The organism is Micromonospora maris AB-18-032, assembly GCF_000204155.1.
Classification (GTDB): Bacteria; Actinomycetota; Actinomycetes; order Mycobacteriales; family Micromonosporaceae; genus Micromonospora; species Micromonospora gifhornensis.
Genome location: NC_015434.1, coordinates 1,831,909 through 1,848,154 on the forward strand (window position 1 = coordinate 1,831,909; position 16,246 = coordinate 1,848,154).

The window sequence follows — 16,246 nt, forward strand, 5'->3', positions numbered from 1 at the left end:
CATGCCGATCAGCGATGAGGAGCTGGTCGTTGCCGCCGCGGAAGCCGGGGCGGCGGTCGTCCGCTCGCACTACGGGTCAGCGCTGACGCACTTCCCGAAGTCCGCGGGTGACTTCGCCACCACCGCCGACGTCGAGGCGGAGGCGGCGATCCTCGATGTCCTGCACAGTGCGCGCCCGAATGATCTTTTCGTGGGCGAGGAGAGCGGACGCACAGGTACCGGCGTCAGCGGTCGCGTGTGGTTTGTCGATCCGTTGTGCGGAACCCTGAACTTCGCGGTCAGGAACATGCTGGCCGCGGTGAACGTGGCTCTGCGGGTCGGGGAGCAGGTCACCGTGGCCGCCTCTGCCGATCCGTTCAGCCATGAGGTGTTCTGGACCGACGGTGCCGGTGCGTACCTGCGTCACCGTGGTGTGGACCAGCGACTCGACCCGTCATCGGAGTCGAGGCTGGTCGACGTCAATCTCGACCCGCCCTTTCCCAACATCGACGTCTTCTCGGCTGCCCGGTTGCTCGCCGACCAGAGCTTCATCGACACCTTCCGCCCGCGGGTGGTCTCCACCACCCTGGCCGTTGCCTGGGTCGCCGCCGGCCGCCGAGCCGCCTACGTCACCGACGGCCAACTGCGCGACAACGTGCATTTCGCGGCCGGCATCGCGGTGTGCCAGGCGGCCGGCTGCGTGGTCACCGGCATCGACGGTAGGCCGCTCCACACCGGCCTCGGCGGTCTTGTCGTAGCCGCCGACGAGCCGACCCACGCCGCCCTGCTCACTCTCGTCCGAGACCAATGCGCAAGATCACGCTCGATCTGAGATCGAGTGGCCTCCGAGCGGCACGGTAACCACTCGATCCGACATCGAGTGTGACCTTGAGGCCCCGCGACAGTGGGGCGCGTGCCCGTTCAGGCGACGTCAGTCGGCCAGTTCGTCGGCGAGCAGGTCCATCAGCAGGCCGTCGTGCCAGCGGCCGTCGGCACCGCGCTCGTAGCGGCGCAGCACCCCGACCGGGCGGAAACCGACCTTGGCGTACGCCCGGATCGCGGGGGTGTTCGCCGCGGCCGGATCGATGGTGAACCGGTGATGGCCGTGCTCGTCGATCAGGTGCCGGACCAGGGTGCGGATGGCGTCGCCGCCGAGCCCGGCACCGCGTACCGCCGGGTCGAGGAAGATGTCCAGGCTGGCGTGCCGGTAGTCGCGGTCGTCCTCGGCGTACCACTGGATCGCGCCGACCACCCGGCCGCCGTGCTCGATGGCGTACACGGTCAGGTCGTGGTCGGCGAGATCGGCGGCGACGGCGGCGGCCAGGTCGTCGTCACCGCGCCACCAGCGGCGCACCTCCGGCTCGGCGCGGATCGCCGCGAGAGCCGGTACGTCCGCTGCGGTCACCGGTCGCAGCACCACCGATCGTCCCCGCAGCAGCATGCTCAGCCTCGCAACTCGCCGTGTTCGACACAGACCGCCGACCAGCCGACCGGCAGCACCTGCACCTTCATCCGGCGCCGGCAGTGCGCACAGTAGCGCGGCGGCTCCAGCGTGCGGGCCGCCGCACAACCCGGGTGGGTGCCGGTCGTCGCGGCCTCGCCGCACCTGTCACACCACATCCCGACCGCCTCGTCCATCGGGGTCACAGCGTCGCCGACAACGCCTTGACCGGCATCTTCAGGTCGTCGAGCAGCTTCAGGTCGTCGGTGGCGGATCGCCCCAGGGTGGTTAGGTAGTTGCCGACGATCACCGCGTTGATGCCACCGAGCAGCCCGTCGCGGGTGCCCAGGTCTCCCAGGGTGATCTCCCGGCCACCCGCGTACCGCAGGATGGTGCGCGGCATGGCGAGCCGGAACGCGGCGATGGCCCGCAGCGCGTCCTTGCCCTCGACCACCGGCCGGTCGCCGAGCGGCGTGCCGGGGCGGGGGTTGAGGAAGTTCAACGGCACCTCGTGCGGGTCCAGCTCGGCCAGCTGGGCGGCGAACTCGGCCCGCTGCTCCACCGTCTCGCCGAGGCCGAGGATGCCGCCGCAGCAGACCTCCATGCCGGATTCGCGGACCATCCGCAGGGTCTCCCAGCGCTCCTCCCAGGAGTGCGTGGTGACCACGTTCGGGAAGTAGGAGCGGCAGGTCTCCAGGTTGTGGTTGTAGCGGTGCACACCCATGTCGACCAGTTCGTCGACCTGCTCCTGGGTGAGCATGCCCAGCGAGGCGGCGACCTGGATGTCGACCTCGGCCTTGATCGCTGCCACGCCCTCGCGCATCTGCTTCATCAGCCGGGCGTCCGGGCCGCGTACGGCGGCCACGATGCAGAACTCGGTCGCCCCGGTCGCCGCGGTCTGCTTGGCCGCCTTGACCAGCGACGGGATGTCCAGCCACACGGAGCGCACCGGTGAGGTGAACAGGCCGGACTGGGAGCAGAAGTGGCAGTCCTCCGGGCAGCCGCCGGTCTTCAGCGAGACGATGCCCTCGACCTCCACCTCCGGGCCGCACCAGCGCATCCGCACCTCGTGGGCGAGTTGAAGCGTGGCGGTCAGGTGCTCGTCGGGCAGGTTGAGCACCGCGAGGACGCCGGCCTGGTCGAGGCCGACGCCACCCTCCAGCACCTGGTTACGGGCCTGGTCGAGGATCTCTGGCATGGCACGTACCCTACAAGGCCGCCAGACGGGCGGAAACGGGCGCGGCGAGCCAGCACGAACGGACGGCCGGCGCCTGCCCGGCGAGCCGTACTGCGCCACGCCGGGGCCGACCGTACGGGTGGTAATTTCGCCCGGCGGGAACCCGGGGGAGGGACGTGGCGGTGGCGGACTGGCTGGCGGCGCTGACCCGCCGCGCCGACTTGCGGGCGAAGGCCGGACTGACCCGCCGGCTGCATCCGCGCGCCGCCGCCGACGCCGTGGTCGACCTCGCCGGCAACGACTACCTGGGCCTGTCTACGCACCCTCAGGTGATTGCCGCCGCGGCGCAGGCGCTGTCCCGGTACGGGCTGGGGGCGACCGGCTCCCGCCTGGTCCGTGGCTCCACCGAGGCGCACCACGCGTTGGAGGACACCCTCGCCGGTTGGCTCGGCACCGAGCGGGCACTTGTCTTCTCCTCCGGATACCTGGCCAACGTCGGCGCCGTCCGGGCACTGGTGCGTCCCCGTACGCTGCTGGTCTCCGACGCGCACAACCACGCCAGCCTGATCGACGGGTGCCGCATCTCCGGTGCTCAGACCGTGGTCACCCCGCACGCCGACGTGGCGGCCGTCGCGGCGGCGCTGGCCGCGGCACCCGGACGGCCGGCGGTGGTGGTCACCGAGTCGGTCTTCTCCGTCGACGGTGACCTGGCTCCGCTGGTGGACCTGCACCGGGTCGCCCGCGAACACGGGGCGTTGCTGCTGGTCGACGACGCGCACGGGCTCGGCGTGACCGGGCCGGCCGGTGCCGGTGCGGTGGCCGCCGCCGGGCTGGCCGGCGAGCCGGACGTGGTGGTCACCGCCACCCTGTCCAAGGCGCTCGGCGGCGCGGGCGGCGTGGTGGCCGGCCCGGCCGAGTTCGTCCGGCACCTGGTGGAGACCGCCCGCACCTTCATCTACGACACCGCCCTGCCGCCGGCCGTCGCCGCCGGAGTGCACGCCGCCGTCGAGGTGGCCCGCACCGGCGACGACAGGCGTGCCGTCCTGACCGAGCGGGCCGCGACGGCGGTGCGTCGGCTGCGCGCCGCCGGCCTGGACGTCTCCACCCCCGACGCCGCCGTCGTCTCGGTCACCGCCCCCAGCCCGCAGGCGGCCACCGAGTGGGCCGCCGCCTGCCGGGACCGGGGCGTCGCGGTCGGCTGTTTCCGTCCGCCCTCCACCCCGGACAGCCGGTCCCGGCTGCGGTTGACGATCGGTGCCGGGGTGCCGCGGGCGGACTTCGAGCATGCCCTGGAGGTCATCGTGGAATGTGCGCCATGACGGATCAGTGGCGGGGACCGGTGCTGGTCACCGGGACCGACACCGAGGTCGGCAAGACCGTGGTGACGGCGGCCATCACCGCCGCCGCGCAGGCGGCCGGGCTGCGAGTCGCGGTGGTCAAACCAGGTCAGACCGGTACGGCCACCGGCGAGCCCGGTGACGTCGAGGCGGTCACCCGGTTGGCCGCCCCGATGACCGGCCGTACCCTGGCCAGCTTCCCCGACCCGCTCGCCCCGCTGGTCGCCGCCCGGGTCGCCGAACTGCCGCCCCTGGAGCTGTACAACGCGGTCGACGCGATCCGCGACGAGGCCGACAAACACGACCTCGTGCTGGTCGAGGGGGCCGGTGGGCTGCTCGTACCGATGGGGGTGCGACCCTCCGGCGAGCCGTGGACGGTGGCCGACCTGGCCGTGTCGCTGGGCGCGCCCGCGGTGGTGGTGGCCCGCGCCGGGCTCGGCACCCTCAACCACACCGCGCTCACCTTGGAGGCGCTCGACCGGCGGGCCGTGCCGGCCGGGGTGGTGATCGGCGCCTGGCCGGCCGATCCGGAGCTGGTGCACTGGGCCAACCTGAGCGACCTGCTGCCGAACCTGCTCGGCGCCCTGCCCGCCGGTGCCGGCGCGATGGACCCGGGAGTGTTCCGCCGGTCCGCTCCGGGCTGGCTCACCCCGGCGTTGTACGGCGTCCTCGACGACTGGCGTGCCTGGGCCGACGAGATCAACTGAACGGCCCCCGGTCAGCGGGCCACCAGGAAGGTGTCCGGCATCCGGAAGGTGAGGTTGTCCGGGTACCAGGGTGCGCGCAGCACGCGGACCTCGGCCAGCAGCGGGGCCGCCTCCGCCACCACCGTCGCAGCTTCCATCCGGGCCAACTGGTCGCCGACGCAGCGGTGTACGCCCGCCCCGAAGGCCAGATGCCGGCGCGACCCGCGCTGGCCGGGCCGGAACTCGTCGGGTGACTCCACCACCGCCGGGTCCCGTCCGGCCCCGGCCAGCCACAACACCACACTGGTACCCGCCGAAACCGCCGTCCCGCCCAGCGTGGTGTCCACGGCGGCGACCCGACGCCAGGTAACGATCGGTGGTTCCAGCCGCAACCCTTCCTCGACCACGTCGGCGACCGCGACCGAGCCGTCCCGCAGCCCGGCGAGCACCCCCGGCTCACCGACGAGTCGGTGCATCAGCAGGGTGAGGAACTGGGACGTGGTCTCCTGACCGGCGACCAGCAGGAAGAACAGCGCGCCGACCACCACGTCGGGTGGGTGCCCGGCGGCCCGCAGTGCCCCGGCGAGCCCGCCGCCGGTGGCCGCGAACTCCCGCAGCACCAGGTGGAAGCGACCCACCTCGGCGGCGAGCTGCTGCTGCCGGGCGGCGTCCAGCGGGGCCCAGAACAGTTCCAGGGCCGCGCGGGCGAAGCTCTTCACCGCCGTGACCGGGGCGTCGGGCAGCTCGACCAGCCGGGCCAGGACCAGCAACGGCAGGTCGGCGGCGAGTCCGGCGTACAGGTCGACCGGTCGGCCCGCGTCCAGCTCGGCGGTCAGCCCGGCCACCCGTCGGCGCACCAGCGCGGTCAGCCAGTCCTGCTGCTCGGCCACCCGCTTCGGGTGCAGGGCGTCGGCGACCAGGGCCCGGATGCCCGGATGGCTGGCGTCGCCGTTGTTGGCAAGCGTCGGCGGCAGCCGGAACCGGTGTGCGGCGAGGATCCGCAGCGCGGACACCGGCATCGGGGTCACCGCGTCCAGGGCGTTGTCGGGCCGGTACGTGTGCGGGTCGGTGAGCACCTGCCGGACCAGCGCGTGCCGGGTCACCAGCAGATGCTCGACGCCCACGTGATCGGCGACGCGGGCCACGCCGCTGCCGGCCCAGGCGTCGTCGTGCGCCGCCGGGGCCTGCTCCCAGCTGCGGAACAGCACGCGCGCCACGCTAGCCGGTCGCCTCCGGTCGTCCCGCGCGGAGCTGCCACACGGTGGTGCGCTTCACCCGTACGCTCTCCAGCGCCTCGCTGACCGGCACGTCGTAGCTGGCGAGTTCATCGAAACGGTCCCGGGGCAGGAAGGCCCGGCCGGGGTCACCGACGAGCACCTGTGCTCCGCCGCGCGCGGCGCGCAGCAGGAAGCGCAGCACCCGGTTGGTCATCGCCGCGCTGTAGAAGACGTCCCCGGCGAAGATCACCTCGGCGTCGCCGGCCTCGCCGTCGAGGATGTCGGCGAGTTCGGCGTCGACGCGTACCCCGTTGGCTTCGGCGTTGAGGGTGATCGCCGCGACCGCCAGCGGGTCGACCTCCACCGCGCGCACGGCGGCGGCCCCGGCCCTGGCGGCGGCGATGGCCACCAGCCCGGAGCCGGACGCCAGGTCGAGCACCCGGCGGCCGGCGGACAGCTGTGGATGGTCGGTGACGTACCGGGCCAGGCCCTGCCCGCCGGCCCAGGCGAAGGCCCAGAACGGTGGCGGCTGGTCGCTGCGGAACTCGCCCTCGGTCAACTCCCACAACCCGATCGGCTCGTCGGCCTGATGCAGCCGCACCTCGGGTACGAAGGCGACGGGTGCGAGCCGGGCGTGCAGCCGGACGAAGGCGGTGGAGAGCGCGGACATCCGGTGATTGTCCACCGGTGCGTTTCCCGGCGTGTCGCGGGTCGGCGGTGAGCGGTTCAATACCGTACGTGAAAACGGGCATCTTGCTTCACCATCCGTGCGAACACACCCGTCTACCGGGTGGCCTCCGGCGCTCCTAGCGTTGCCGATGGAGACGACCAACGGGAGGGCGGATCGTGAAGAGGCTGTGGCGCAGCACGCTACGGATCGGGGTGGTGCTGGCCTGTCTCACCGGGGTGGACGTCGCCATGGCCGCGCCCGCGCACGCGGCGTTCGCCACCGAGCTCAGCGGTCTGCCGGAGCGGTTCACGGCGGGCGGGCAGGCGGCGACGGTGTCCGCCGTGGTGTCCCGCGACGATCCCGGCGGCTGTCTGAAGGTCCGCTGGTCGTTGGTGCTCGCGGTGCAGGGGCTGCGCCTCGATCAGGTCCGGGTGGACCGGATCGAGGAGACCGGCTCGTTCCCGGTGCAGGTGCGCATCGACGGTGACGTGGCCCGGTTGACCGACCGGCAACTGGACCCGGGCACGCTCTGCCCGGGGCGTACGGTGACCGCTCAGTACCGGATCGGGTTCGCCGCGGATGCGGCGCAGGGCCGGGTGAGCCTGGCCGCCGAGGCGTACGACCGCAACCTGCGGCTGTTGTCGCGCCAGACGGCGACGCGCGAGGTGATCGGCCGGGCTGCGGTGGCGCCACCCACCACGGCGGCGCCGACACCGAGTTCGGTGCCGACGGTGGACCCGACCGACGAGCCGACCGAGGTGCCGACGGTGGATCCGGTCGACGAGGAGTTCGACGCCACCGACGAGGCGGACGCGGGCGCTGCGGCCGAGCCGCCGGCGGCCGGCGCGGCCGGCAACCAGGTCTCGCAGTCCGGCACCGGGATCGGCCTGACCGAGGCCGCCTTCCTGCTCGGTGGACTCTTGCTCTTCCTCGGCGTCGGTCTGCTCATGCGGCTACGGCAGTTGACCCGCGATCCGGAGGTGACCGAGCCCGCGACCGTCACGGTCGGCCCGGGACGGGTCGGGGAGTGGGAACGGCCGCCCGGGGAGTGGGAACAGCCGCCGGACCGACGGCGATGGCGGACGGTGCCCCGCTGAGCGGGTGTCCGGTGGTGTCGGTGGCCGATGGGGCCGTCACGGGGCCCAGTCGGGGTCACGGCCGAAGGCGGCGATGAGCCGGTCCTGTTCGTCAGCTTCGGTGGGAACATCCACCTCGGCACGGACCAGACCGTTGTTCCGGTAGGCGTCGACCTCCCCGGCGAACCAGCGGGCGCACTCGGCGACGGCCTCGGCGTCCAGCTTCGGATCGGCGCCGATCGCCACGGCGAGGTCCCAGCCGTGTACGAGGTGTTCGGCGATCAGCTGGCGCAGGTACTCCTCGGCCGGGGTGTCGCCGGCCGACAGGTGCACGGTGGCGTCCCGCACCCCGGGGCGGGTGGCGGCCAGCTCGGCCTGCGCCGCCGCGTCGCGGGCGGCCTCGACCGGGTCCGCGCCGAGTTGGTCACCGTCGTACCGGTCGCCGACTTCGGCGATGGTCCGCCCGGCGAGCAGGGCGACGCTCCAGCGGTCCTCGCCGACCACGTGGTTGACCAGCGTTCGGACGTCCCAGTCGGCGCACGGGGTGGGCGCCGACCATTGTCCGGGGGCGACAAGCGGCACCCGGTCGGCGAACTCGGCCACGCTGCGCCGGTACGTTTCCAGCAGGTCCATGGCGTCATTGTGGCGGCCAGGAGCGCCGCCGGTGACCGGTTCCCGGGCTCAGTCCAGTTGTGTCGGGTCGAGCCCGAGTTCCCGGGCGGCCACCAGGCGTACCCATTCGGCGAACTGCCGGCGGGAGATCACCCGCTCGTGCACCGCGAGTTGCACCGCCAGGCCGTCCATCACCGCGCTGATCCGCCACGCCGCGCCGGCCGGGTCCGCGCACTCGAAGACCCCCTCGCGTACGCCGTCGGAGATGACCGCGGCGAGGTCCTGCCGCCAGCGCAGGTCCAGGCGGCGGGACAACTTCTCCAGTTCGGGGGTACGCAGTGACTCCGACCAGCCGTCGATCCACATCGACCAGGAGGTGGGCCGCCCGGTGGGGGTGTAGAGCCGCAGGATGCGCCGCAGTTTGGTCAGCGGCGGGGCGTTGGACCGGGTGATCGCGTCCAGCCGGGCCAGGTCCTGCTCGACGGCGTAGGCGAACGCCTGCGCGAGCAGGCGTTCCTTGGTGGCGAAGTGGTAGAAGACAAGTGCCTGACTCACCCCGGCGGCCTGCGCCACGTCCGCCGTGCGGGTGTTCGCCAATCCGCGCTGCGCAATCACGTCACACGCGGTGCGTAGCAGGGCATCCAGGCGGATTTCAGCCGCACGTCTCGTCACGTCCGTCACCGTAGCCCATCGAAGCGGATACGGCCTGTCACCAAAGCCCGGTAGATCCATCTTGCGACAGTCGGACACCAGACAATTGTTCGTGGGGAATTTTCTCGTTCGGCATTCACCTTCCCGGCCTGCGCGGCAAGCCCACCTACCCATCCTCCTAGGAAGCCCGGCGGTGGAGGTTTCCGACGAGGGCGGAGCGTTTCTGACTCGCCGGAGGGTGGTACCCGATTTGGCAACCGTTCCATGGCTCGGCTAAAGTTCTCATCCGTCACCGGAGAACGCGCCGGGGGCACGCGGACGTAGCGCAGCTGGTAGCGCATCACCTTGCCAAGGTGAGGGTCGCGGGTTCGAATCCCGTCGTCCGCTCGGAGCTGCCGCCACGCTTGACGGGGGCAACCTCGGTGGGGTGGCCGAGAGGCGAGGCAACGGCCTGCAAAGCCGTGTACGCGGGTTCAAATCCCGTCCCCACCTCGGACAACAGCAAGGGCGATTGGCGCAGTGGGAGCGCGCTTCCTTGACACGGAAGAGGTCACTGGTTCAAACCCAGTATCGCCCACCAGATGAATTTGACGACGAAGCCCGTCACCGGATCGCGGTGACGGGCTTCGTCGTTTCGCGCTGCCAGCTCCTTCCTCCGCTCATCGTTGACGGGCCTTTAGTCAGTCCTGCATAGTCAGTACTGACTAAAGGAGGTGGCGTGGAGCGCCGACGCAAGGTTCCCAACCCGCTGGCCCTGGCCGTGCTCGCCTGGCTGCTCTGGGAGCCCATGCATCCGTACGAGTTGGGGCGGCGGCTCAAGCAGGCCGGCCAGGACCGGCAGATCCGCTACACCCGCAGCTCGCTGTACATGGTGATGGAGCAGCTCACCCGGGCGGGCTTCGTCGCACCACAGGAAACCGTCCGAGACAGCGCCCGACCCGAGCGGACCGTGTACGCGATCACCGACGAGGGCCGGCACGAGGTGCACGACTGGCTGCGTACGCTGCTCGCCCAGCCACGCCAGGAGTACCCGCACTTCGCCGTCGCGCTGTCCCTGTTGAGCCTGTTGCCACCCGACGAGGCAGTCGAGGTGCTGCGCCGCCGCTCGGCGGCGCTGGCCGGACAGATCGAGGAGACCCGGACCACCGTGGCCGAGGCCCGCGCCGACGGTCTCGCCTGGATCTACCTGGTCGAGGAGGAGTACAGCCTCGCCCTGCTGGAGGCGGAACGGCGGTTCGTCGCCGACCTCATCGAGTCGCTCAAGCAGCCGGACTACGCCAGGTCTTGGCAGGAAACCATGGGGGATAGAACATGACAGCTGTCTGTACCGCCCTGGTCGTCGGCGGTGGCATCGCCGGGCCGGTGACCGCGATGGCCCTGCGCCGCGCCGGGATCGAAGCCACGGTGTACGAGGGCCACCCGTCGGCCGCCGACGGTGCCGGCGTCACCCTGACCCTGGCCCCCAACGGGCTCGCCGCGCTGCGCGCCGTCGACGCCGAGCAGGCCGTCCGGGAGGTCGGCCTGCCGATGCGCCGAACGGTGATCACCGACGGTCGCGGCGGGCTGATCGGCACCCTTCCGCACGTCGCGGTGGAGCCGGTCACCGTCGGTCTGTGGCGCGACGACCTGGCACGGGCCCTGCGTGAGCGGGCCGAGGCGCAGGGCGTGCCCATCGTGCACGGCAAACGCCTCGTCGACGCCGAGTCGACCACCGACGGGGTGCTGGCCCGGTTCGGCGACGGCTCGACCGCCACCGCCGACCTGCTGATCGGTGCCGACGGCATCCGCTCCCGGGTGCGTACCCTGATCGATCCGGCCGCCCCCGACCCGCAGGTGCTGCCGCTGCTCAACCTCGGCGGCGCCGCCCGGTACGCGGTGCCCGACGCCGATCCGGAGGCGATGTACCTGGTCTTCGGCTCCCGGGGGTTCTTCGGCTACTGGGTCGAGCCGGACGGCCGGACGGCCTGGTTCGCCAACGTGCCCGACCCGCGACCGACCACCTGGGCCGAGGCCAACCAGACCCCGCCGGACCAGTGGCTGCACCGGCTGCGCGAGGTGTACGCCGACGACGTGCCGGCCCACCAGGTGCTCGCGCACACCGACGCCGCCGACGTGGTGGCGATCGGGTCGATCGAGAGCATGCCGTCGGTGCCGCACTGGTACCGCGATCGGATGGTCCTGGTAGGCGACGCGGTGCACGCCCCGTCACCCAGTTCCGGCCAGGGCGCGTCACTGGCCGTGGAGAGCGCCGTGCAGCTGGCGCGCTGCCTGCGCGACCACCCTGACCTGCCGGCGGCGTTGACCGCCTACGAACGGTTGCGTCGCCCGCGGGTGGAGAAGGTGGTCCGCCGTGGCCGGCAGACCACCTCCACCAAGACGGCCGGACCTGTCGCGAAGCGGATGATGCGGATCATGATGCCGCTGGCGCTGCGTACCTTCCTCAACCCGGAACGGTCCCTCGGCGCCGAACAGCGTTACCGCATCGACTGGGACGCCCCGGTCAGCGCGGAGCTGGCGCAACACTGACCGGCGGCGCTGCGATCCGCGCCCGGACACGACGGTGGCGGCCACCGACTTCGGTAGCCGCCACCGTCGTTTTGACCGCTCAGCTTGCTCGACCGCTGGTCACAGCGGCGGTGCGACGTCCCGACGCTCCTCGACGCGGCGGTACTCCACCGGCTCCTCGGTCGTGGCGACCACCTCACGCCGGCGTCCCCAGACGAGCGTGGTCATGATCAGGCCGACCACACCGGCTGCCATCAGAATCCAGCCGACGACGTCCAGGTCCAGACCGCCGATGCTGGCGTTGAGCGCGAAGGTGAGGATGGCGCCCACCGCGAGCAGAAAAATACTGGTGCCGATACCCATGACAGCCTCCTTTTTCCGGGGATGCGGTGTGCTGTCGAAGGGCTCTGTACCCCGGCGGTGACCGGCGCAATCACCCGCACTGTGGGGTGCCCACTCGGGCGATCTTGTCATCGGGTACAGTTGGCGCGTCCCCGGCGGTGCCGGGGCAGGCGGACGTAGCGCAGCTGGTAGCGCATCACCTTGCCAAGGTGAGGGTCGCGGGTTCGAATCCCGTCGTCCGCTCGCGATTCGCCCACACCCGATCGGGTGTGGCGGTCACCACGGGCGATTGGCGCAGTGGGAGCGCGCTTCCTTGACACGGAAGAGGTCACTGGTTCAAACCCAGTATCGCCCACTCGAAACGCACCTCATCCACGGAACGTGCGACGGTAGGTGTCCGGCGGTACGCCGACGGTGCGCTGGAAGTGGCGGCGCAGGGTCGTCGCAGTGCCCATGCCCGCAGTCGAGGCGATGGTGTCGATGCTGTCGTCCGTGGTCTCCAGCAGTTCCTGTGCGCGGCGGATCCGCTGCGTCAGCAGCCACTGCAACGGGGTGGTGCCGGTTACCGCGTGGAAGTGGCGGGCCAGGTGGCGCGAGCTCATGTTCGCCTGGCGGGCCAGGTCCTCCACGGTCAGCGGCTGGTCCAGCCGCCGCATCACCCAGGGGAGCAACGTGGCGAGGGGATGGTCGTCGTGGGCGGGTACCGGTGTGGTGACGAACTGGGCCTGGCCACCGGCCCGGTGCGGCGGCACGACCAGGCGGCGGGCGACGACGTTGGCGATCGCCGAGCCGTGGTCGCGGCGGACGAGATGGAGGCACAGGTCCATCGCCGCAGCCTTGCCCGCGGACGTGAGCACGCTGCCGTTGTCGACATAGAGCACATCCGGGTCGACCTTCACCAGGGGGTAGCGCGTGGCCAGTTGCACGGTGTGGGCCCAGTGCGTGGTCGCGCACAACCCGTCCAGCAGGCCGGCGGCGGCGAGCACGAACACGCCCGTACACAGGGAGACCACCCGCGCGCCTGACGCGTGGGCCGCACGCACCGCCTCGACCAGGTCGGCCGGTGGCTCCTCGTCGACATCGGCCAGGGCGGGGACGATCACGGTGCCGGCATCTGCCAGCCGGTCGAGCCCGCAGTCCGGCTCCAGCAGGAACCGGCCGACCCGGACGGTGGCCGTGCCACACACCCGGACGTCGTACCAGGGGCCTGGCACGACGTCCGGCTTGGAGCCGAAGACTTCGTAGGCCAGGCCCAGCTCGAAGTGCAGCATCCCGTGGGTAGCGGCGACCGCAACGGAGCGCCGCGCAGGACTCATGTCGGGAATTGTACGAGGCGTGTCGTTTCAGACACTGGTCCGGGTGGGTCGACAGGGAAAGGATTGTCCGCAGTGGATCACTTCGAGTACCTGGGAGCAGGCGTGGGATCAGGTCAGACCGTGGCGGTGTTCGGCGCGTACGGGCACACTGGGCGCTTCGTGGTCGCGGAGTTACGCGAGCGCGGATACGTCCCGCTGCTCCTCGGCCGCGACCAGGACAAGTTGCGGGCGCTTGCGCAGACCCATCCGGGGCTCGGGGTGCGTCAGGCCTCGGTCGACGATCCGGCCTCGATCGACCGTGCGCTGGAGGGCGTAGCCGCCGTGATCAACTGCGCTGGGCCCTTCGCCGCCACGGCGGCCCCGATGGTCGAGGCGGCGCTACGCGCCGGCATCGCGTACGTCGACGTGGCGGCCGAGATCGAGGCGAACCTCGACACGTTCGCGCACTTCGCGGAGCGCGCCAACGCCGCGGGCACCGTGGTGGTGCCAGCGATGGCTTTCTACGGTGGCCTCGGTGACCTGCTGGTCACCACCGCGATGGGCGACTGGACGACGGCCGACGAGGTGCACGTCGCCTACGGCCTGAGCAGTTGGCGCCCCACCGGCGGAACGGTCGCTTCGGGTGTGGTGTCGCAGCAGCGACGCGGTGGCCGGCGGGTCCGCTACACCGGCGGACACGTGGAGTACCACGACGACGCCCTGCCGACCGTGCAGTGGCACTTCCCTGCTCCGCTCGGCCCGCAGAGCGTCATCGCAGAGTTCACCATGGCCGACATCGTCACCATTGCCAGCCACCTGGCCGTCCCGGAGATTCGCACCTACATGACCGCCAAGGCGGCCGCGGAGCTCTCCGCTCCGTACGCTTCGGCGCCGGACGCCGTCGATGAGCGCGGCCGTTCCGCGCAGACCTTCGTCGTCGACGTCCTCGTTCGCTCCGGCGGAACGGAACGCCGCCTGGCCGCCGCCGGCCAGGACATCTACGCCGTCAGCGCACCCCTCGCGGTGGAGGCCGTCGCCCGCATCCTCACGGGCCGGACCAGGGGCACCGGCGTGGCCTCCGCGGGCGCGATCTTCGACGCCCCGGATTTCCTCCGCGCCATCTCCTCGCACCTCTCACTGCATCTCTCACCTGGATACGCGGCTGACCAGCGATCCAGACCGCGGCCAGGAGTGTGCTCAATGAGCAGGCGGTGATCCGCGTTCTGCCGGGCGCTAAGCCTGGGCCGCAATGATCGATCGGGCTGCCAGACTTCCCGCATGGGCACCCCGGCGTTCGTTCGTTCGTCACCCTACTGGCCGGTGGTCCGGCACCGGATCCTGCGGCGGCTGCTGCCGGGCTTCGCGCTGTCGTACCTCGGGGAGGGGATGGCGCTGCTGGCGGTCAGCTGGCTGGCCATCCAGCTGGCGCCCCGGGCGAACGCCGGTGTCTGGGTGGCCGCCGCGGTCGCCGCGTACACGCTGCCGGGTGCCCTCGGCACCGTGCTGTTCGCCCGGGCGCTCAGTGGGCGCAGCGGGGCTCAGCTGGCCGCCTGGGACGCTGTCCTCCGGGCGGTGATGCTCGGGGCGATCCCCGTCGTCCACCTCGCCGGAGCCCTCGACATCAGGTGGTTCACGCTGCTGCTCGGGTGCTCCGCACTGCTGCGCTCATGGGGGTCGGCCGGCCGGTTCACCCTCATCGCGGAGCTGCTGCCGGTCGAGCACCGGCTGGCGGGCAACGCGCTCATCGGACTGTTCAGCGAGGCGTCGACCCTGATCGGGCCGGCCCTGGCGGCGCTGCTCATCGCGGCCGCCGGGCCGGTGCTCGTCATCGCCGTCGCCGCCGGCACGTACGCCGTCCTCGCGGTCAGCTACCTGATCGCCGTGCCGAGGGCGGCTCGGGCCCCCATCGAGCAGCGGCAGGCATCGAGCCTCGCCGGCTTCGCCGCGATCTGGCGCGATCGCCCGTTGCTCGGACTGTCCACGCTGACCTTCGGGTTCTTCTTCCTCTACGGGCCCGTGCAGGTGGCGTTGCCGATCCACGTCGCCGAGTCGCTCGGCAACTCCGCCGGCACCCTTGCCGCGTTCTGGACGGCGTTCGGCGCCGGGGCGCTGATCGGCGGATTCGCCGCCGGCTACCTGCGCCGTTGGCGGCTGTGGCCGACCATCATCGCCATCGTCGTCGGCTGGGGTGCGGCACTGCTACCCCTCGGGCTCGGCGCACCGACAGGCGTGGCCCTGGTCGCCATCGCGATCGGTGGCCTGATCTGGGCGCCGTACCCGGCCGCCACGATGGCGTTGCTGCAACGCAGCACCGACGGTGCCGGCAGAGCACCGGTCCTCGCCGCGTACGCCGCGATCGCGACGCTGTCCGTGCCGCTGGGCACCATCACCGCCGGGCCGTTGATCACCGGCGTCGGTGCCGAGTTCACCATCCTGGCCGCCGCGGTGCTGACGGTGGCCTTCGGCGTCATCGCCGCGGCGATCGCGATCTGGCGGGCGGTGAAGGGCAGAACGGTCGGCCCGGTTTCGTCCGATGTCAGCCAGGGCGAGCAGACCCTGATCAAGGCTCACCAGTAACGTGTCGGTTCACCTGCCGGTGGAGGCTCCGGTTGGTGCGGGCAGGGCGAACCGCCAGCCGTCGGCCAGTAGTGGTGGGATGACAAGGTCGACTGCGTCGACGGTCTGGCTGCGGTCGCCGCCGCCGTCGTGCAGCAGCACCACCGCGCCGGGGGTGACGCCCTCGGTGAGGCGGCGGGCCAACTCGTCGGTGCCGGGTGGCACCCAGTCGGTCACGGCCAACTGCCAACCCATCGGCCGCATCCCCAACGCGGTCGCCACGGTCGGGCTCTGACCCCAGGCGCCGTACGGGGCCCGGAAGTAGGGCAGTGGCGCCTGCGGCACGGCCCGGCGGATGACCGCGTTGGTTTCCAGCAGGTCTGAGGCGATCCGGCCGGGGGTCCAGTCGCTCATGTCGTCGTGATGCATGCTGTGGTTGCCCAGCGCGTGCCCGGCGGCGACGATCCGACGGACCAGGTCGGGGTGGCTGGCGGCCTGGTCGCCCTGCAGGAAGAAGACCGCCGGCACATCGTGGGCGGCGAGCACGTCGAGCAGGCGTGGGGTGTGCACCGGATGCGGTCCGTCGTCGAAGGTGAGACAGAGGACGCGGTCGGTGCCGATCGTCGCTTCGGGGCAGGCCGGGACGCCCGGCATGGAACTGCTGTGCCGCGCGGTCATCGGGGGTGCGGGGTGCGGGGACAT

The 16,246-nt window shown here is 71.8% G+C and carries 18 protein-coding genes and 5 tRNA genes; 13 read left to right on the forward strand and 10 right to left on the reverse strand.

The window, feature by feature from the left end; all coding sequences use genetic code 11:
• Position 1 precedes the first annotated feature (1 nt).
• Positions 2-811 carry an inositol monophosphatase family protein gene (locus VAB18032_RS08425; RefSeq protein WP_013732377.1) on the forward strand — a complete coding sequence of 270 codons (810 nt, stop codon included), beginning with the start codon at positions 2-4 and terminating at the stop codon, positions 809-811.
• Positions 812-910: 99 nt separating this feature from the next.
• Here the strand turns inward: VAB18032_RS08425 and VAB18032_RS08430 are convergent, their stop codons facing one another.
• From VAB18032_RS08430 to bioB, 3 genes are read right to left on the reverse strand one after another with little or no spacing between them, the layout of a single operon-like run.
• Positions 911-1,420, reverse strand: coding sequence for a GNAT family N-acetyltransferase (locus VAB18032_RS08430; RefSeq protein ID WP_013732378.1), 510 nt, complete (start codon positions 1,418-1,420; stop codon positions 911-913).
• 2 nt (positions 1,421-1,422) lie between these two features.
• A complete protein-coding gene (gene bsaP, locus VAB18032_RS08435; RefSeq protein ID WP_043723479.1) occupies positions 1,423-1,617 on the reverse strand; it encodes a biotin synthase auxiliary protein BsaP in 195 nt (64 codons plus the stop codon).
• A gap of 5 nt (positions 1,618-1,622) precedes the next feature.
• The gene (gene bioB / locus VAB18032_RS08440) at positions 1,623-2,618 is read right to left on the reverse strand and encodes a biotin synthase BioB (protein WP_013732380.1); all 996 of its coding nucleotides are present in this window, start codon (positions 2,616-2,618) and stop codon (positions 1,623-1,625) included.
• Positions 2,619-2,779: 161 nt separating this feature from the next.
• On the opposite strand from bioB, the gene VAB18032_RS08445 reads away from it, so the two are divergent.
• Together VAB18032_RS08445 and bioD are read left to right on the forward strand one after the other, a co-directional pair.
• Positions 2,780-3,916 (forward strand): 8-amino-7-oxononanoate synthase, encoded by a 1,137-nt coding sequence (locus tag VAB18032_RS08445; protein ID WP_043723483.1) that lies wholly within the window; start codon positions 2,780-2,782, stop codon positions 3,914-3,916.
• On the forward strand, positions 3,904-4,641 hold the full coding sequence (bioD, locus tag VAB18032_RS08450; protein ID WP_013732382.1) for a dethiobiotin synthase: 738 nt from the start codon (positions 3,904-3,906) through the stop codon (positions 4,639-4,641). The genes VAB18032_RS08445 and bioD overlap by 13 nt, the downstream gene beginning before the upstream one ends.
• A gap of 11 nt (positions 4,642-4,652) precedes the next feature.
• On the opposite strand, the gene VAB18032_RS08455 is transcribed toward bioD, so the two are convergent.
• Positions 4,653-5,837: a cytochrome P450 gene (locus tag VAB18032_RS08455; RefSeq protein WP_013732383.1), complete on the reverse strand. Its 1,185-nt coding sequence runs from the start codon at positions 5,835-5,837 to the stop codon at positions 4,653-4,655.
• A 1-nt stretch (position 5,838) separates the two neighbouring features.
• On the reverse strand, positions 5,839-6,507 hold the full coding sequence (locus VAB18032_RS08460; RefSeq protein ID WP_013732384.1) for a class I SAM-dependent methyltransferase: 669 nt from the start codon (positions 6,505-6,507) through the stop codon (positions 5,839-5,841).
• A gap of 176 nt (positions 6,508-6,683) precedes the next feature.
• Here VAB18032_RS08460 and VAB18032_RS08465 point away from each other — a divergent pair, with 176 nt between their 5' ends.
• Positions 6,684-7,604, forward strand: coding sequence for a hypothetical protein (locus VAB18032_RS08465; protein ID WP_013732385.1), 921 nt, complete (start codon positions 6,684-6,686; stop codon positions 7,602-7,604).
• Positions 7,605-7,640: 36 nt separating this feature from the next.
• Here VAB18032_RS08465 and VAB18032_RS08470 read toward each other — a convergent pair whose 3' ends face one another.
• Entirely contained in the window at positions 7,641-8,216 is a 576-nt protein-coding gene (locus VAB18032_RS08470) for a TIGR03086 family metal-binding protein (protein ID WP_013732386.1), read from the reverse strand.
• 48 nt (positions 8,217-8,264) lie between these two features.
• Positions 8,265-8,867: a TetR/AcrR family transcriptional regulator gene (locus tag VAB18032_RS08475; RefSeq protein ID WP_043723486.1), complete on the reverse strand. Its 603-nt coding sequence runs from the start codon at positions 8,865-8,867 to the stop codon at positions 8,265-8,267.
• Positions 8,868-9,160: 293 nt separating this feature from the next.
• On the opposite strand from VAB18032_RS08475, the gene VAB18032_RS08480 reads away from it, so the two are divergent.
• The 5 genes from VAB18032_RS08480 (at position 9,161) to VAB18032_RS08500 (ending at position 11,372) form a co-directional block, all read left to right on the forward strand.
• Positions 9,161-9,233: transfer RNA gene (locus tag VAB18032_RS08480), tRNA-Gly, on the forward strand.
• A 34-nt stretch (positions 9,234-9,267) separates the two neighbouring features.
• A tRNA-Cys gene (locus tag VAB18032_RS08485) sits at positions 9,268-9,338 on the forward strand.
• Between the two features lie 13 nt (positions 9,339-9,351).
• Positions 9,352-9,426: transfer RNA gene (locus VAB18032_RS08490), tRNA-Val, on the forward strand.
• Between the two features lie 138 nt (positions 9,427-9,564).
• Positions 9,565-10,161 (forward strand): PadR family transcriptional regulator, encoded by a 597-nt coding sequence (locus tag VAB18032_RS08495; RefSeq protein WP_013732388.1) that lies wholly within the window; start codon positions 9,565-9,567, stop codon positions 10,159-10,161.
• Positions 10,158-11,372 carry an FAD-dependent monooxygenase gene (locus tag VAB18032_RS08500; protein ID WP_013732389.1) on the forward strand — a complete coding sequence of 405 codons (1,215 nt, stop codon included), beginning with the start codon at positions 10,158-10,160 and terminating at the stop codon, positions 11,370-11,372. The genes VAB18032_RS08495 and VAB18032_RS08500 overlap by 4 nt, the downstream gene beginning before the upstream one ends.
• A 99-nt stretch (positions 11,373-11,471) precedes the next feature.
• On the opposite strand, the gene VAB18032_RS08505 is transcribed toward VAB18032_RS08500, so the two are convergent.
• Positions 11,472-11,714, reverse strand: coding sequence for a DUF6458 family protein (locus VAB18032_RS08505; protein WP_013732390.1), 243 nt, complete (start codon positions 11,712-11,714; stop codon positions 11,472-11,474).
• 149 nt (positions 11,715-11,863) lie between these two features.
• On the opposite strand from VAB18032_RS08505, the gene VAB18032_RS08510 reads away from it, so the two are divergent.
• Both VAB18032_RS08510 and VAB18032_RS08515 read left to right on the forward strand, forming a co-directional pair.
• Positions 11,864-11,936, forward strand: a tRNA-Gly gene (locus tag VAB18032_RS08510).
• A 40-nt stretch (positions 11,937-11,976) separates the two neighbouring features.
• A tRNA-Val gene (locus VAB18032_RS08515) sits at positions 11,977-12,048 on the forward strand.
• A 13-nt stretch (positions 12,049-12,061) separates the two neighbouring features.
• On the opposite strand, the gene VAB18032_RS08520 is transcribed toward VAB18032_RS08515, so the two are convergent.
• Positions 12,062-13,009: a helix-turn-helix domain-containing protein gene (locus tag VAB18032_RS08520; RefSeq protein WP_043720111.1), complete on the reverse strand. Its 948-nt coding sequence runs from the start codon at positions 13,007-13,009 to the stop codon at positions 12,062-12,064.
• A gap of 102 nt (positions 13,010-13,111) precedes the next feature.
• Here VAB18032_RS08520 and VAB18032_RS08525 point away from each other — a divergent pair, with 102 nt between their 5' ends.
• Both VAB18032_RS08525 and VAB18032_RS08530 read left to right on the forward strand, forming a co-directional pair.
• Positions 13,112-14,203: a saccharopine dehydrogenase family protein gene (locus VAB18032_RS08525; protein WP_050814714.1), complete on the forward strand. Its 1,092-nt coding sequence runs from the start codon at positions 13,112-13,114 to the stop codon at positions 14,201-14,203.
• A gap of 63 nt (positions 14,204-14,266) precedes the next feature.
• Positions 14,267-15,565 (forward strand): MFS transporter, encoded by a 1,299-nt coding sequence (locus tag VAB18032_RS08530; protein ID WP_013732393.1) that lies wholly within the window; start codon positions 14,267-14,269, stop codon positions 15,563-15,565.
• A gap of 9 nt (positions 15,566-15,574) precedes the next feature.
• On the opposite strand, the gene VAB18032_RS08535 is transcribed toward VAB18032_RS08530, so the two are convergent.
• Positions 15,575-16,246 (reverse strand): polysaccharide deacetylase family protein, encoded by a 672-nt coding sequence (locus VAB18032_RS08535; RefSeq protein WP_232510710.1) that lies wholly within the window; start codon positions 16,244-16,246, stop codon positions 15,575-15,577.

What these genes read in the sequence shown, in the direction of transcription:
- VAB18032_RS08460 (WP_013732384.1), bottom strand. Translation starts at nt 6,507, where the DNA reads ATGTCCGCGCTCTCCACCGCCTTCGTCCGGCTGCACGCCCGGCTCGCA.
- VAB18032_RS08535 (WP_232510710.1), bottom strand. Translation starts at nt 16,246, where the DNA reads ATGTCCCCGCACCCCGCACCCCCGATGACCGCGCGGCACAGCAGTTCC.
- VAB18032_RS08470 (WP_013732386.1), bottom strand. Translation starts at nt 8,216, where the DNA reads ATGGACCTGCTGGAAACGTACCGGCGCAGCGTGGCCGAGTTCGCCGAC.
- VAB18032_RS08500 (WP_013732389.1), top strand. Translation starts at nt 10,158, where the DNA reads ATGACAGCTGTCTGTACCGCCCTGGTCGTCGGCGGTGGCATCGCCGGG.
- bsaP (WP_043723479.1), bottom strand. Translation starts at nt 1,617, where the DNA reads ATGGACGAGGCGGTCGGGATGTGGTGTGACAGGTGCGGCGAGGCCGCG.
- VAB18032_RS08425 (WP_013732377.1), top strand. Translation starts at nt 2, where the DNA reads ATGCCGATCAGCGATGAGGAGCTGGTCGTTGCCGCCGCGGAAGCCGGG.
- VAB18032_RS08505 (WP_013732390.1), bottom strand. Translation starts at nt 11,714, where the DNA reads ATGGGTATCGGCACCAGTATTTTTCTGCTCGCGGTGGGCGCCATCCTC.
- VAB18032_RS08530 (WP_013732393.1), top strand. Translation starts at nt 14,267, where the DNA reads ATGGGCACCCCGGCGTTCGTTCGTTCGTCACCCTACTGGCCGGTGGTC.
- VAB18032_RS08430 (WP_013732378.1), bottom strand. Translation starts at nt 1,420, where the DNA reads ATGCTGCTGCGGGGACGATCGGTGGTGCTGCGACCGGTGACCGCAGCG.
- bioB (WP_013732380.1), bottom strand. Translation starts at nt 2,618, where the DNA reads ATGCCAGAGATCCTCGACCAGGCCCGTAACCAGGTGCTGGAGGGTGGC.
- VAB18032_RS08520 (WP_043720111.1), bottom strand. Translation starts at nt 13,009, where the DNA reads ATGAGTCCTGCGCGGCGCTCCGTTGCGGTCGCCGCTACCCACGGGATG.
- bioD (WP_013732382.1), top strand. Translation starts at nt 3,904, where the DNA reads ATGTGCGCCATGACGGATCAGTGGCGGGGACCGGTGCTGGTCACCGGG.